The sequence below is a fragment of the Enterobacter cloacae complex sp. P43RS genome, from assembly GCF_014930585.1.
Classification (GTDB): Bacteria; Pseudomonadota; Gammaproteobacteria; order Enterobacterales; family Enterobacteriaceae; genus Enterobacter; species Enterobacter bugandensis.
Map to the genome: position 1 here is coordinate 489238 of NZ_JADBRJ010000002.1, position 16020 is coordinate 505257.

Annotated in this window: 12 protein-coding genes; 9 read left to right on the plus strand and 3 right to left on the minus strand. The window is 57.9% G+C overall.

Annotated elements, in window-relative coordinates:
- Positions 1–30: 30 nt before the first annotated feature.
- Entirely contained in the window at positions 31–1611 is a 1581-nt protein-coding gene (gene lsrK / locus IM294_RS06145; RefSeq protein ID WP_126817049.1) for an autoinducer-2 kinase, read from the plus strand.
- Between the two features lie 185 nt (positions 1612–1796).
- Positions 1797–3818, plus strand: coding sequence for an NADPH-dependent 2,4-dienoyl-CoA reductase (locus tag IM294_RS06150; protein WP_126817047.1), 2022 nt, complete (start codon positions 1797–1799; stop codon positions 3816–3818).
- Here IM294_RS06150 and rlmG read toward each other — a convergent pair.
- Positions 3815–4951 (minus strand): 23S rRNA (guanine(1835)-N(2))-methyltransferase RlmG, encoded by a 1137-nt coding sequence (gene rlmG / locus IM294_RS06155; RefSeq protein WP_028014499.1) that lies wholly within the window; start codon positions 4949–4951, stop codon positions 3815–3817. The two genes, IM294_RS06150 and rlmG, sit on opposite strands and share 4 nt — an antisense overlap.
- 83 nt (positions 4952–5034) lie before the next feature.
- On the opposite strand from rlmG, the gene IM294_RS06160 reads away from it, so the two are divergent.
- The 4 genes from IM294_RS06160 to sstT all read left to right on the plus strand — a co-directional run bounded on the left by IM294_RS06160 (position 5035) and on the right by sstT (position 9289).
- Positions 5035–5538, plus strand: coding sequence for a YgjP-like metallopeptidase domain-containing protein (locus tag IM294_RS06160; RefSeq protein ID WP_126817045.1), 504 nt, complete (start codon positions 5035–5037; stop codon positions 5536–5538).
- Positions 5539–5608: 70 nt separating this feature from the next.
- Positions 5609–6607, plus strand: a complete 999-nt coding sequence (locus IM294_RS06165; RefSeq protein WP_028014500.1) for a Gfo/Idh/MocA family protein — start codon at positions 5609–5611, stop codon at positions 6605–6607.
- A gap of 250 nt (positions 6608–6857) precedes the next feature.
- The gene (locus tag IM294_RS06170) at positions 6858–7826 is read left to right on the plus strand and encodes a TerC family protein (protein WP_047364670.1); all 969 of its coding nucleotides are present in this window, start codon (positions 6858–6860) and stop codon (positions 7824–7826) included.
- 221 nt (positions 7827–8047) lie between these two features.
- Complete coding sequence (gene sstT / locus IM294_RS06175; RefSeq protein ID WP_041907970.1) at positions 8048–9289, plus strand: serine/threonine transporter SstT; 1242 nt, start codon at positions 8048–8050, stop codon at positions 9287–9289.
- Between the two features lie 140 nt (positions 9290–9429).
- Here sstT and IM294_RS06180 read toward each other — a convergent pair whose 3' ends face one another.
- Positions 9430–10917 (minus strand): UxaA family hydrolase, encoded by a 1488-nt coding sequence (locus tag IM294_RS06180; RefSeq protein ID WP_126817043.1) that lies wholly within the window; start codon positions 10915–10917, stop codon positions 9430–9432.
- Between the two features lie 17 nt (positions 10918–10934).
- Positions 10935–12347, minus strand: coding sequence for a glucuronate isomerase (gene uxaC, locus IM294_RS06185; RefSeq protein ID WP_028014504.1), 1413 nt, complete (start codon positions 12345–12347; stop codon positions 10935–10937).
- Between the two features lie 476 nt (positions 12348–12823).
- On the opposite strand from uxaC, the gene IM294_RS06190 reads away from it, so the two are divergent.
- From IM294_RS06190 to yqjA, 3 genes are all read left to right on the plus strand, one after another.
- On the plus strand, positions 12824–14122 hold the full coding sequence (locus tag IM294_RS06190; protein ID WP_126817041.1) for an MFS transporter: 1299 nt from the start codon (positions 12824–12826) through the stop codon (positions 14120–14122).
- A 115-nt stretch (positions 14123–14237) separates the two neighbouring features.
- Positions 14238–15014 carry a transcriptional regulator ExuR gene (gene exuR / locus IM294_RS06195; RefSeq protein WP_028014506.1) on the plus strand — a complete coding sequence of 259 codons (777 nt, stop codon included), beginning with the start codon at positions 14238–14240 and terminating at the stop codon, positions 15012–15014.
- Between the two features lie 343 nt (positions 15015–15357).
- Positions 15358–16020, plus strand: a complete 663-nt coding sequence (yqjA, locus tag IM294_RS06200; RefSeq protein WP_008503144.1) for a DedA family general envelope maintenance protein YqjA — start codon at positions 15358–15360, stop codon at positions 16018–16020.

Below are 16020 nucleotides of genomic sequence, written 5' to 3' on the forward strand. Positions count from 1 at the left end.
GTCGCCCTGCGCTAATAGCGAGGCAAGCTCATGAGTTACCTTTTAGCGTTAGATGCAGGGACAGGCAGCGTTCGCGCAGTGATTTTCGATTTACAGGGCAACCAGATTGCCGTCGGCCAGGCCGAATGGAAGCACCTGAGCGTGGAGAACGTGCCGGGGTCGATGGAGTTCGATCTCGACACCAACTGGCAGCTGGCCTGCCGGTGCATTCAGCAGGCGCTGGAGCGCGCGCGCCTGAGCGCGGCGGATATTCAGTCCGTCGCCTGCTGTTCGATGCGCGAAGGGATCGTGTTGTACGACCGCAGCGGCGAGGCCATCTGGGCCTGCGCCAACGTCGACGCCCGCGCCAGCCGCGAGGTGGCTGAACTCAAAGAGATCCACGACTACCGTTTTGAATCCGAAGTGTATGACGTTTCCGGCCAGACGCTTGCCCTTAGCGCCATGCCGCGCCTGCTCTGGCTGGCGCATCATCGCCCGGATATTTATCGTAAGGCCGCGACTATCACCATGATCAGCGACTGGCTGGCGGCAAAGCTCTCCGGCGAGCTGGCGGTCGATCCGTCTAACGCGGGCACCACCGGCATGCTGGATCTCTTTTCACGCGACTGGCGTCCAGCGCTGCTCGACATGGCCGGGCTGCGCGCCGATATTCTCTCGCCGGTAAAAGAGACCGGCACCGTGCTGGGGGCCATCACGAAAGAAGCCGCACAGCAGAGCGGTTTACGCGAGGGCACGCCGGTAGTGATGGGCGGCGGCGACGTGCAGCTGGGCTGCCTGGGGCTGGGCGTTGTCCGCGCCGGACAAACGGCGGTGCTGGGCGGCACCTTCTGGCAGCAGGTGGTTAACCTGCCGCAGGTGCGCACCGACCCTGAGATGAACATCCGCGTAAACCCGCACGTTATCCCCGGCATGGCACAGGCGGAGTCGATCAGCTTCTTTACCGGGCTGACCATGCGCTGGTTCCGCGACGCCTTTTGTGCCGAAGAGAAGCTGATTGCCGAGCGGATGGGGATGGACACCTATTCCCTGCTGGAAGAGATGGCGGGCCGCGTACCCGCTGGCTCCCACGGCGTAATGCCAATCTTCTCCGACGCGATGCATTTTAAGCAGTGGTACCACGCCGCGCCGTCGTTTATTAACCTCTCTATCGACCCGGAAAAGTGCAACAAAGCGACGCTGTTCCGCGCCCTGGAGGAGAACGCGGCAATCGTCTCGGCCTGTAACCTGACGCAGATTTCGCGCTTCTCCGGCGTGACGTTTGATAGCCTGGTGTTTGCGGGCGGCGGCGCAAAGGGCGCCCTATGGAGCCAGATTTTAAGCGACGTCACCGGCCTGCCGGTGCGCGTGCCGGAAGTCAAAGAGGCAACGGCGCTCGGCTGCGCCATTGCCGCCGGAACGGGCGCGGGGGTGTTTGCGGATATGGCCTCGACGGGCGAGCGGCTGGTGAAGTGGAGCCGCGAGTTTACGCCAAACCCGCAGCACCGGGAGCTGTACGACGGCATGATGGAGAAGTGGCAGGCGGTGTACGCGGATCAGCTCGGGCTGGTGGACAGCGGGCTGACCACGTCGATGTGGCAGGCGCCGGGGTTAGCGCGGGCAGCGACGCCGTAAATAACGCCGGATGGCGCTGCGCTTATCCGTCCGGGGGTTTTGTAGCCCCGGTAAGCGTAGCGCCACCGGGGAAGTTCTTTGAGATCTATCACAATCATTCGATCCCGCTTTTACCTTTCTGCTGCCGCTGGCTAAATTAGTAACTCATCCGACCACATAACAATAATTTTACACTGGAAGAGACTATGAGCCGCTACCCGTCGCTATTCGCCCCCCTCGATCTGGGGTTTACCACCCTTAAAAACCGCGTGTTAATGGGCTCGATGCACACCGGGCTGGAGGAGCGTCCGGACGGGGCCGAGCGCCTGGCGGCCTTCTACGCCGAGCGCGCGCGCCACGGGGTGGCGCTGATTGTCACCGGCGGCGTAGCCCCTGCCCCTTCAGGCGTGACGATGGAGGGCGGCGCAGTCCTGAATGATGCGACACAGCTGCCGCATCACCGAATTGTCACGGACGCGGTGCATAACGAAGGCGGCAAAATCGCCCTGCAAATTCTGCATACCGGGCGCTACAGCTATCAGCCAAAGCTGGTTGCGCCATCGGCTATTCAGGCGCCGATTAACCGCTTTACCCCTCAGGCCCTCAGCCACGACGAGATCCTGGCGCTGATCGACGATTTTGCCCGCTGCGCCGCGCTGGCGCGTGAGGCGGGCTACGACGGCGTGGAGGTGATGGGCTCTGAAGGCTATCTGATTAACGAATTCCTCGCCGCCCGCACCAACCAGCGCGACGACGAATGGGGCGGCGACTATGCCCGTCGGATGCGCTTTGCCGTGGAGGTGGTGCGCGCGGTGCGCGAACGTGCGGGCGCGGACTTTATTATTATCTTCCGCCTGTCGATGCTCGACCTGGTGGAGGGCGGCGGCACCTTCGACGAAACCGTGCAGCTGGCGCAGGCGATTGAAGCCGCAGGTGCCACCATCATCAACACCGGGATTGGCTGGCACGAAGCGCGCATCCCGACCATCGCCACGCCGGTGCCGCGCGCGGCGTTCAGTTGGGTAACGCGCAAGCTGAAAGGCAAAGTCTCCGTTCCGCTGGTCACCACTAACCGCATTAACGACCCGCAGGTGGCGGACGATGTGATCTCCCGCGGCGACGCCGATATGGTCTCGATGGCGCGTCCGTTCCTCGCGGATGCCGAACTGCTCTCCAAAGCGCAAAGCGGCCGTGCGGATGAGATCAACACCTGCATCGGCTGTAACCAGGCCTGTCTGGATCAGATCTTCGCCGGCAAAGTCACCTCATGCCTGGTGAACCCCCGCGCCTGCCATGAAACGAAAATGCCGGTCGTCCCCGCGGTCAGTCAAAAACGCCTGGCCGTCGTGGGAGCCGGCCCCGCTGGGCTGGCGTTTGCGGTGAATGCCGCCTCACGCGGGCACAGCGTGACGCTGTTTGATGCCGCCGGTGAAATTGGCGGGCAGTTTAATATCGCCAAACAGATCCCCGGCAAAGAGGAGTTCTATGAAACCCTGCGCTACTACCGCCGGATGATCGATCTGACGGGTGTTGATCTGCGGCTTAACCAGCTTGTCAGCGCGGCGGATCTGATCGGTTTCGACGAGGTGATCCTCGCGAGCGGGATCGCACCGCGCACGCCTGCAATCGAGGGTATCGATCATCCGAAGGTGTTGAGCTATCTGGACGTATTGCGTGACAAAGCGCCCGTTGGCGAGAAGGTGGCGATTATCGGCTGCGGCGGGATCGGCTTTGATACCGCGATGTATTTAAGCCAGCCGGGCGAGGCCACCAGCCAGAACATCGCCGAGTTTTGCGTAGAATGGGGCATTGATACCAGTCTGAGCCAGTCCGGCGGATTACGGCCGGAAGGGCCGCAGCTGCCGAAAAGCCCGCGCCAGATCGTGATGCTCCAGCGTAAGGCCAGCAAGCCGGGTGAAGGGCTGGGCAAAACCACGGGCTGGATCCACCGCGCCACCCTGCTCTCGCGCGGAGTGAAGATGATCCCGGCGGTGAGCTACCAGAAGATCGACGACGACGGGCTGCATGTGCTGATCGGTGGTGAACCGCAGCTGCTGCGCGTGGATCATGTGATTTTGTGCGCCGGACAGGAGCCAAAGCGCGATCTGGCCGATCCGCTGCGCGAAGCGGGTAAAACGGTGCATTTGATCGGCGGGTGCGACGTGGCGATGGAGCTGGATGCGCGGCGGGCGATTGCGCAGGGCACCCAGCTTGCACTGGTTATTTAGCGACGACGCCCCAGCTTCACCGCTTTCAGCACCACAAACTTGTTATTGGTCGCAATGGTGACGCAGTTGCCGAAAATCTTCTTCAGCTTGTGGAAGTAGTCCAGGTGGCGGTTCGCCACGATATACAGCTCGCCGTTGATTTTCAGGCAGCGGCGAGCGTGGTGGAACATCTCCCACGCGACGTTATCCGTCAGGGCGTGCTTCTGGTGGAACGGCGGGTTGCAGAACACGGCGTTGAAGCGGAAAGGCTCAACGCCGGAGAGCGCGTTGTTGATCATAAATTCGCAGCGATCCACCGCTTCCGGCATGTTGGTTTCTACGTTCAGACGGCTGGAGGCCACCGCCATCGGCGACTCGTCGCTGAACACCACGCTGGCTTCCGGATTCTTCGCCAGCAGCGTCAGGCCAATCACGCCGTTGCCGCAGCCCAGATCGACAATCTCCCCTTCCAGGTTTTCCGGCAGATGCTCCATAAAGAAACGCGCCCCAATATCCAGCCCGGTGCGGGAGAAAACGTTCGCATGGTTATGGATGGTCCAGTCGGTGCCTTCCAGTTTCCAGCTCAGCGTCTCCGGCGCGTCGGCCAGCTCCGGTGCGCTGAAGGTGCAGTTGATCAGGCGCGCTTTTTTCCAGGCAAGCGTGGTGGTGGTCGGGCCGAGTACTTTCTCGAACAGCTCCAGCGTTGAGGTGTGAATATCGCGCGCTTTGGCACCCGCAATGATGCGGGTTTCCGGCGTGACGACTTTACGCAGCGCACGCAGCTGCTGCTCCAGCAGCGCCATGGTTTTGGGCACCTTGATCAATACCACGCCCGGCGCCTGCGGGTAGTCCGCGGTGCTGTCGAGGAACTTCACGCTGGACTCGTCGATGTCGTTATGGCGCAGGTTTTCACGCGTCGCCAGCTCGCTTAAGTAGGAATCGCCAATGCTGTAAGGCGTGTGCTCTGCCAGGGCGCAGCCCAGGGCACCAAACGCGTCATTCAGGATCAGAACCGGGCCGCGGATTTCAGTCTCATCCAACTGCTGCAGCAGATATTCATCCGCCGCTTCCCACGCCTGAAGCGGGTTTACGTCGTCCGTTTCCGGGAAACGTTTAAGGTTGAGTGAACGGAAACCGTTGTCTAAGTGGCTCATCGGCCCTCCTGAATGGTAAAATTTGGCGTATCCCTGAAAAGGGTGCGTGAGTATACCCGTTTTCGCATTAATTTGGGCTTTTGATGAACCAACTTACTTATCTCCAGGGCTACCCGGAGCATTTACTGACTCAGGTTCGCAGCCTGATTGCCGAGCAGAAGCTCGGCGCGGTGCTGGAAAAACGCTACCCCGGCACGCACGATTTCGCGACCGATAAGGCCCTCTGGCAGTATACGCAGGATCTGAAAAGCCGATATCTGAAGAGCGCGCCGCCGATCAACAAGGTGATGTACGACAACAAGATCCACGTGCTGAAAAACGCGCTCGGCCTGCACACCGCCATCTCCCGCGTGCAGGGCGGCAAGCTGAAGGCTAAGGCGGAGATCCGCGTGGCGACCGTATTTCGTAACGCGCCGGAAGCCTTTCTGCGGATGATCGTGGTGCATGAGCTGGCGCACCTGAAAGAGAAAGAGCACGACAAAGCGTTCTATTCCCTGTGCTGCCACATGGAGCCGCAGTATCACCAGCTGGAGTTTGATACCCGCCTGTGGCTTACGCATTTATCGTTAGATGGTAATGCGGAATAGCGCACTGGTTTTGCAATAATCCCGTGCTACAGTGGCTAAAGGTTCCCCGCTACGGAGTACGTAAACGTTTATGATACGTTTCGCAGTCATTGGAACGAACTGGATCACGCGCCAGTTCGTCGACGCCGCCCACGAAACCGGCAAACTTAAACTCACCGCAGTCTATTCCCGCAGCCTTGAGCAGGCGCAGAGCTTTGCTAACGACTACCTCGTCGAGCATCTCTTCACCTCCCTGGATGAAATGGCGCAAAGCGACGCCATTGACGCGGTTTATATCGCCAGCCCGAACTCCCTGCACTTCCCGCAAACAGCGCTGTTTCTCGGCCATAAAAAGCACGTGATTTGCGAGAAGCCGCTGGCGTCGAATATCGAAGAAGTGGAAGCGGCCATTGCGCTTGCCCGCGAAAACCAGGTGGTGCTGTTCGAAGCGTTCAAAACCGCCAGCCTGCCGAATTTCCTTCTTCTGCAGCAGTCCCTGCCGAAAATTGGCAAAGTGCGCAAAGCCTTTATCAACTACTGCCAGTATTCGTCGCGCTATCAGCGCTATCTGGACGGCGAGAATCCGAATACCTTTAACCCGGCCTTCTCAAACGGCTCGATTATGGATATCGGTTTTTACTGCCTGGCCTCTGCCGTAGCGCTATGGGGCGAGCCGCACGGCGTTACGGCCACCGCCAGCCTGCTGGAGAGCGGCGTGGATGCACACGGTTTGGTGGTGCTGGACTACGGTGATTTCAGCGTCACGCTGCAACACTCCAAGGTGAGCGATTCCGTGTTGCCGAGCGAAATTCAGGGCGAAGCTGGGTCGCTGGTCATCGAGAAGATCTCCGAATGCCAGAAGGTGAGCTTCGTGCCGCGCGGCGGCAAAGCGCAGGAACTGACGCAGCCTCAGCATATTAACACTATGCTCTATGAGGCAGAGGTCTTCGCCCGTCTGGTGGAAGACAACGAAGTGAATCACCCAGGCCTTGCGGTAAGCCGCACCACGGCGAAGCTGCAAACCGAGATCCGCCGCCAGACCGGCGTGGTGTTCCCGGCAGACGGCATAGGCGCAGAAGCGATCGCGTAAAGCTGTGTAATGAAACGGCGCAGACCATTGACGAAACCGATGGTCTGACATATTTTGTTACCTGCAAAGGGGAGTAACTTCTTCGCCGGTGGATCGTCATTACGATGCGTAAAATATGCATCCGGTCGCCGGGCAACCTTCGTGGTTGTAAGTGAGACCTTGCCGGAAGGCGAGGTCTATGCATAAAAAGCTAACGGCTATCGTCTTCTGACCATGGCCGTTTTTGTTTTTTATGTGTAAGGAAAATAGTATGCATTCTGTCGGCACTCCAATGCTGTGGGGCGGATTCGCGGTTGTCGTGCTCATCATGCTGGCGATCGACCTCTTTTTGCAGGGTCGTCGCGGCGAGCACGGCATGAGCGTTAAGCAGGCCGCCGTCTGGTCGCTGGTCTGGGTTACCCTCTCGCTCCTCTTTTGCGCCGCCTTCTGGTGGTATCTGGCCTCGACTGAAGGCCGTGCGGTGGCCGATCCTCAGGCGCTCGCCTTCCTCACCGGTTATCTGATTGAAAAAGCCCTGGCGGTTGATAACGTCTTCGTCTGGCTGATGCTGTTCAGCTACTTTGCTGTGCCTGCAGCATTGCAGCGCCGCGTGCTGGTCTACGGCGTGCTGGGTGCCATTGTCCTGCGTACCATCATGATCTTCGCCGGCAGCTGGCTGATTACCCAGTTCGAATGGCTGCTGTACGTGTTCGGCGCGTTCCTGCTGTTCACCGGGGTCAAAATGGCGCTGGCGAAAGAAGACGATACCGGTATCGGTGATAAGCCGCTGGTGAAGTGGATCCGCGGTCATCTGCGCATGACGGACAAGATCGAGAGCGAGCACTTCTTCGTGCGTAAGAACGGCCTGCTGTTTGCTACCCCGCTGCTGCTGGTGCTGATTCTGGTCGAGCTGAGCGACGTGATTTTCGCGGTAGACAGCATCCCGGCAATCTTCGCGGTGACGACTGATCCGTTCATCGTGCTGACCTCTAACCTGTTTGCGATCCTCGGTCTGCGCGCCATGTATTTCCTGCTGGCGGGTGCGGCAGAGCGCTTCTCGATGCTGAAGTACGGTCTGTCGGTGATTCTGGTGTTTATCGGTATCAAGATGCTGATTGTCGATTTCTATCATATCCCGATCGCCATTTCGCTTGGCGTGGTGTTCGGCATTCTGCTGGTGACGCTGGTTATCAATACCTGGGTTAACCGCCAGCACGATAAGAAGCAGCAGGTGGAGTAATCCCCTCACCCTAACCCTCTCCTCAAAGGGGAGAGGGTTAACACACTTTTGTGACTCAATAGTTAAAAAATATGATGTGACACGTAAAATCCAGCATTTTACTCTTCCGCCTTTCCCCGCTTTCCTTGATACTCAACCAGGCAAACAAATATTTACATCCTGAAATAAATGTGACTTAGAGCACATCCAGGATGGAACACAATTTCACTTAGGAATTTAGTATGAGCACACAATCTAAGGGCCTGCTTGCGCGTCTGACGCAGGGTAGCCTGGTTAAACAAATCCTGGTAGGTCTGGTTCTGGGTATTCTGCTGGCGCTGGTGTCAAAACCCGCCGCGGAAGCGACGGGGCTTCTCGGAACGCTTTTCGTGGGCGCGCTGAAGGCCGTTGCGCCGGTGCTGGTACTGATGCTGGTCATGGCTTCTATCGCCAATCACCAACACGGACAAAAAACCAACATTCGCCCGATTCTCTTTTTATATCTGCTGGGCACGTTTTCTGCTGCGCTGACCGCAGTGGTCTTTAGCTTCCTCTTCCCTTCCACGCTACATCTGACCTCTGCGGCGGGCGACGTCACGCCGCCTTCAGGCATTGTGGAAGTGCTGCGCGGCCTGCTGATGAGCATGGTTACGAACCCCATTGATGCTCTGCTGAATGCCAACTACATTGGCATTCTGGTGTGGGCGATCGGCCTGGGCTTCGCCCTGCGTCACGGCAACGAAACGACGAAAAACCTGGTCAACGACATGTCCAACGCCGTGACCTTTATCGTTAAGGTCGTGATTCGCTTTGCGCCCATCGGTATCTTCGGTCTGGTGTCGTCTACCCTGGCCACAACCGGCTTTGACGCGCTGTGGGGCTACGCGCAGCTGCTAATGGTGCTGGTCGGCTGTATGCTGCTGGTGGCGCTGGTGATCAACCCGCTGCTGGTGTTCTGGCAGATCCGCCGTAACCCGTATCCGCTGGTGCTCACCTGCCTGCGCGAGAGCGGCGTATACGCCTTCTTCACCCGCAGCTCGGCGGCAAACATTCCGGTTAACATGGCGCTGGCGGAGAAGCTGAACCTGGACCGCGATACCTATTCCGTGTCGATCCCGCTGGGTGCGACAGTGAACATGGCAGGTGCGGCGATCACCATCACCGTGCTGACCCTGGCGGCCGTGCAAACGCTGGGTATTCCTGTGGATCTGCCAACGGCGCTGCTGCTGAGCGTGGTGGCGTCGCTGTGTGCCTGTGGCGCATCCGGCGTGGCGGGCGGTTCGCTGCTGCTGATCCCGCTGGCGTGCAATATGTTCGGCATCCCGAACGAGATCGCCATGCAGGTTGTGGCCGTCGGCTTCATCATCGGCGTGCTGCAGGACTCCTGCGAAACCGCGCTGAACTCCTCTACCGACGTGCTGTTCACCGCAGCGGCCTGTCAGGCGGAAGACGCGCGTTTAGCGAAGAATGCCCTGCGAGGTTAACAGCAAAACGGCAACCCTGAGGTTGCCGTTTTTAGTGTTTGTACCCTCTCCCCGTGGGAGAGGGTCAGGGTGAGGGCATCAGGCCGCACCGATTAAAGTTCAGTAGGTCGGGTAAGCGCTAGCGTCACCCGACAAAACATTTAAAGCGTCACACCACTCTTAAAGATTGCCAGCTCGCGGAAGTCGTTCTTCTCGTTACAGGTCTGCCTGCCGTTAGCAAACTCCACGATAGTGTCCACGAACTCCGTCAGCAGCTGCGGCATCGCTTTGCCGTGGATCAGCTGGCCTGCGTCGAAATCGATCCAGTGCTTTTTCTTCGCCGCCAGCTCGCTGTTGGTGGCGATTTTGACCGTCGGCACAAAACCGCCGTACGGCGTACCGCGACCGGTGCTGAATAACACCATGTGACAGCCCGCCCCCGCCAGCGCGCTGGTGGCGACCGCATCGTTACCCGGTGCGCTCAGCAGGTTCAGGCCGTGGGTTTTCAGGCGTTCGCCGTAGCGCAGAACGTCCACCACCTGGCTGGCCCCCGCTTTCTGGGTGCAGCCGAGGGATTTCTCCTCCAGCGTGGTGATTCCGCCCGCCTTGTTCCCCGGCGACGGGTTCTCGTAAATCGGCTGATTGTGGGCAATGAAGTACTGTTTGAAGTCGTTCACCATGGTGACGGTCTTCTCAAACGTCTCTTCGTCGCGGCAGTGGCTCATCAGAATGCGCTCCGCGCCAAACATTTCCGGCACTTCGGTCAGCACCGTGGTGCCACCGTTGGCAATCACGTAATCCGAGAAGCGGCCCAGCATTGGGTTAGCGGTAATGCCGGAAAGACCGTCAGACCCGCCGCACTCCAGGCCAAACTTCAGCTCACTCAGCCTGCCCGGCTCGCGCCTGTCGTGGCGCATCACCTCATACAGCTGATGCAGCTGCTCAACGCCCGCTTCCACTTCGTCGTCCTGATGCTGGCACACCATGAAGTGAACGCGCTCAGGGTCGAATTCTCCCAGCGTCTCGCGGAAGGCGTCGACCTGGTTGTTCTCGCAGCCGAGGCCGATCACCAGCACCGCGCCCGCATTCGGGTGGCGCACCATGTTTTGCAGCATGGTGCGGGTGTTAATGTGGTCATCACCCAGCTGGGAGCAGCCGTAGGTGTGGCTGAACAGATGTACCCCGTCGATGCCCTCGGCATCGTGGGTCTCCTTCAGAAAGCGGGTCTGGATCTGACGCGCAATGCCGTTCACGCAGCCGACGGTCGGCAGGATCCACAGCTCGTTGCGGATCCCCACATCACCGTTTGCGCGACGGTAGATTTGCACCTCACGATCCCCCACCTGCACGCCTGCCTTCGGTAGTTCAGGCTGATAGCTGTACTCGTCCAGATCGCTGAGATTGGTGCGGGTATTGTGGGAATGAATATATTCACCCGGCGCAATATCCGCCAGCGCATGGCCGATGGGCAAACCGTACTTCACCACGTTCTCCCCTTTTGCAATGGGGATCAGGGCAAACTTGTGTCCACGTCCAATGGCCTGGCGCAACGTGACCGACTGGTTATCGAAGGCCACTTCCGTGCCTTCGGTTAAATCTGCCAGCGCGACGGCCACGTTATCCAGCGAATGGATTTTGATGTATTGCATATCAACCTCAGACGGCCTTAGTTCAGTTCAATGGCGAAGTAGTCACGCGCATTGTTAAAGCAGATGTTTTTCACCATGTCGCCCAGCAGCTGGAGATCCGCTGGCGCTTCACCCGCGTGCACCCAGCGGCCAATCATCTGGCACAGAATGCGGCGGAAATATTCGTGGCGAGTGTAGGAGAGGAAGCTGCGGCTGTCGGTCAGCATACCCACGAAGCGGCTTAACAGACCGAGCTGCGCCAGCTGCGTCATCTGACGCTCCATGCCGTCTTTCTGATCGTTGAACCACCAGCCGGATCCGAACTGCATCTTGCCCGGCATACCTTCGCCCTGGAAGTTGCCGACCATGGTGCCCAGCACTTCGTTATCGCGGGGGTTCAGGCAGTAGAGAATGGTTTTCGGCAGCAGGTTTTGCTCGTTCTGTTTGCTCAGCAGTTTTGACAGCTCTTCCGCCAGCGGGCGGTCGTTGATGGAGTCAAAGCCCACGTCCGCACCCAGCAGTTTGAACTGGCGCTGGTTGTTATTGCGCAGCGCACCGATGTGGTACTGCTGTACCCAGCCGCGACGGGCGTATTCCGCGCCGAGGAACACCAGCACCGCCGTTTTGAACTGCGCTACTTCATGCTGGCTAAGCGATTCACCGGAGAGGCGACGCGCCAGGATGCTGTCCAGTTCGGCTTCGTTGGATTCCGCGAACAGCACCACGTCCAGCGCGTGGTCAGAGACTTTACAGCCGTGCGCCGCGAAGTGGTCCAGACGTTTGGTCAGCGCGGTTTGCAGATCGGCGAAACGACGGATGTCGGTATCGGACACTTCCGCCAACTTCGCCATATAGTCGTTGAACGTGGCCTGCTCAATATTGAAGGCTTTGTCCGGGCGCCAGCTTGGCAGCACTTTAATGTCAAAAGAGGCGTCTTTGGCGACAACGGCATGATGCTCCAGGGAGTCAATCGGATCGTCGGTGGTGCCCACCATCTTCACGTTCATCTGCTTCATGATGCCGCGCGCGGAGAAGTTATCCTGCGCCAGCAGTTCGTTGCACTGGTCCCAGATTTCATCCGCCGTAGCGGGAGAAAGCAGCTTGCCGGTGATACCAAACGGACGGCGTAGTTCGAGGTGCGTCCAGTGGTAAAGCGGGTTGCCGATAGTGTGCGGAACGGTCGCCGCCCAGGCGTCAAACTTCTCGCGATCGGTCGCGTCGCCGGTACACAGGCGCTCGGCCACGCCGTTGGTGCGCATTGCGCGCCATTTATAGTGGTCACCCTTCAGCCAGATATCATACAGGTTTTTGAAACGATAATTTTCGGCAACCTGCTGCGGCGGTAAGTGGCAGTGGTAGTCGAAAATCGGCTGGTCTTTAGCGTAGTCGTGGTACAGGCGGCGGGCAAATTCGGTATCTAACAGAAAATCGTCGGTCATAAACGGCGTCATTATCGTCTTCCTCATTACGGGAGCGTCAGAAAGCGTATGTTCATATGCTGCAAAGTTATCACACCAATTTCCACCCGCCGAAGCTTTTTTCGTGAGTGAGATCAATAAACGCTAACAAATAAATTACCCTCAATGGGGTAAACCCTTCTACAGGCCGCGCCGTTGCTGGCTTTGCGCGCAGCGATTAATGTCCCTACAAAGAATCATACATTTGTGATGTCACTCACCTTTTAAAGTTGTATGACAAGTTATCGTTTCGCCGTCGCAAACACTAAGCCGACGGAATGCGTTACCGGTGTGAGACACATCGGATTTAACGGTACGGATACCGACTTATGCACGCTTACTTATGGCAAGGTTCGGGCCGTTCCGGGACATGCTTCCGGCTACGCCCCTCCCGTTACCCAACGGCTCCCGGAAACGGTTGAGAAGTTGCCGTGCTCTGGCGCGGACATAACATAACGATGAGGTTTTAGATGCGTAAAATTAAAGGGTTACGTTGGTATATGATCGCACTGGTGACGTTAGGCACCGTGCTGGGCTACCTGACGCGTAACACCGTGGCAGCCGCAGCGCCGACGTTAATGGAAGAGCTGCATATCTCCACGCAGCAATACTCCTACATTATTGCCGCCTATTCCGCGGCGTATACCATCATGCAGCCTGTCGCAGGCTACGTGCTGGATATTCTCGGTACCAAAATCGGCTATGCCTTCTTCGCCATCGCCTGGGCGGTATTCTGCGGTGCAACCGCACTGGCAGGCAGCTGGGGCGGCCTGGCGCTGGCCCGTGGCGCGGTCGGTGCGGCAGAAGCCGCAATGATCCCGGCGGGGCTGAAAGCCAGCTCTGAGTGGTTCCCGGCAAAAGAGCGTTCCATTGCGGTGGGTTACTTCAACGTGGGCTCGTCCATCGGCGCAATGATTGCGCCGCCGCTGGTGGTGTGGGCCATCGTGATGCACAGCTGGCAGATGGCATTCATTATCTCTGGCGTGCTGAGCTTCGCCTGGGCAATGGCGTGGCTGGTTTTCTATAAACACCCGCGCGATCAGAAAAAACTCTCCGAGGAAGAACGCGAATACATTATTGGTGGTCAGGAAGCGCAGCATCAGACCAACAATGGCAAGAAGATGTCCGTCTGGCAGATCCTGGGCACCCGTCAGTTCTGGGGTATCGCACTGCCGCGCTTCTTGGCTGAACCGGCCTGGGGCACCTTCAACGCGTGGATCCCACTGTTTATGTTTAAAGTCTACGGCTTTAACCTGAAAGAGATCGCGATGTTCGCCTGGATGCCGATGCTGTTCGCTGACCTGGGCTGTATCGTAGGCGGCTACCTGCCACCGCTGTTCCAACGCTGGTTTGGGGTGAACCTGATTGTTTCCCGTAAGATGGTGGTAACCATGGGCGCCCTGCTGATGATTGGCCCGGGCATGATTGGTCTGTTCACCAGCCCCTACGTCGCTATCGCGCTGCTGTGCATCGGTGGTTTTGCGCACCAGTCGCTCTCCGGCGCGCTGATTACGCTCTCGTCTGACGTCTTCGGTCGCAACGAAGTGGCCACCGCCAACGGCCTGACCGGGATGGCCGCGTGGACCGCGAGTACGATGTTCGCGCTGGTCGTCGGCGCGCTGGCGGATACCATCGGCTTCAGCCCGCTGTTCGCGGTGCTGGCAATCTTCGACCTGATGGGCGCGGTGGTTATCTGGACGGTGCTGAAAAGCAAATCCGCAGAGGAGCTGGCGAAAGAGTCTCTCGGGCGACCGGCTACGCAGAGTTAGCGAAAATGCGTTTCACCGAAGCCGCCCCCGGGCGGCTTTTTTAATGGCAAAATCTGGAGAGTATTCCGTGAAAGTGGTATAACAAATCATCTGCCGTACCCTGCCTGGAGCGCATATGGAAATCACCGAACCACGTCGTTTATATCAACAACTTGCTGCCGAGCTGAAAGATCGCATCGAGCAAGGGGTCTATCTTGTCGGTGATAAACTTCCCGCCGAGCGCTTTATCGCGGATGAAAAAAGCGTAAGCCGAACCGTGGTGCGCGAAGCGATTATCATGCTGGAAGTGGAAGGCTACGTTGAGGTACGCAAAGGTTCCGGCATTCACGTTATTTCTAATCAGCCTAAACACTCTCCGGTGGCGGATGAAAGTCTAGAATTCGCCAGCTACGGTCCGTTTGAGCTGCTCCAGGCTCGCCAGCTGATCGAAAGCAATATTGCCGAATTTGCCGCCACGCAGGTGACCAAGCAGGACATCATGAAGCTGATGGAGATCCAGGAGAACGCTCGCAAGGAAAAATGTTTCCGTGATTCCGAGTGGGACCTGCAGTTTCACGTTCAGGTCGCCCTGGCAACCCAGAATACGGCGCTGGCGGCAATCGTTGAGAAAATGTGGACTCAACGCGTTCACAACCCGTACTGGAAAAAACTGCACGATCATATTGATTCCCGTACCGTGGACAACTGGTGTGACGACCACGATCAAATTCTTAAGGCGCTGATTCGTAAAGATCCCCACGCCGCGAAGCTCGCCATGTGGCAGCACCTGGAAAACACCAAGCAGATGCTCTTCAATGAAACCAGCGACGACTTCGAATTTAACGCTGACCGCTATCTTTTTGCCGATAATCCTGTCGTTCATCTCGATACGGCCCCGAGCGGCGCAAAATAGGCGACCTTTCTACCGGCAGGCGCTTCGCTGCGCCTCCCCGGCTGAATGGGTAAGCAAAACATATATAGTGTCAGCCTTTGTAAAATCCCTCGCTCACTTTCAGGGCTTACGCCAAAATCACCTCACCCTGCAAATTCTGTGACGCAGAACGTTGGGCTTTGTTACAATTGGATTCACTTCGTTATTTTGAAAGTTAGTGCTTGCTAACCAGCCAATTAACAGGGAACAGTGTTGGCCACACCGCAATGTGTCCGCGAGCGACCATAATGAAATCACAACAATGTCGCCGTGCTGTTTGTCCCGGATAACAGGCGAGACGTTAACCGATTTCCAGGAACACTGAATGGAACTTTTGACCCAACTGCTGCATGCCCTTTGGGCGCAGGATTTTGAAACGCTGGCCAACCCTTCCATGATTGGCATGCTCTATTTTGTCTTGTTTATGATTCTGTTCCTTGAGAATGGTTTGCTGCCTGCAGCCTTCTTGCCGGGTGACAGTTTGCTGGTGCTTGTCGGCGTGCTGTGTGCTAAAGGCGCAATGGCGTTCCCGCAAACCATTTTATTACTGACCGTCGCGGCCAGCCTTGGCTGCTGGGTGAGCTATATCCAGGGAAGATGGCTGGGCAATACCCGAATAGTACAGAACTGGCTTTCCCATCTGCCTGCGCACTATCACCAGCGGGCACACCACCTGTTCCATAAGCATGGGCTTTCCGCGCTGCTGATTGGCCGCTTTATCGCCTTTGTGCGCACCCTGCTGCCCACCATTGCCGGGCTGTCCGGGTTGAGCAGCGCACGCTTCCAGTTCTTCAACTGGATGAGCGGCCTGTTATGGGTTCTGATCCTGACGACGCTGGGCTATGCGCTGGGTAAGACGCCGGTCTTCATGAAATATGAAGATCAGCTGATGTCCTGCCTGATGCTGCTACCTGTTGTTCTGCTGGTCTTCGGCCTGATCGGCTCGCTGGTTGTCCTGTGGAAGAAAAAATACGGAGCGCGAGGTTAA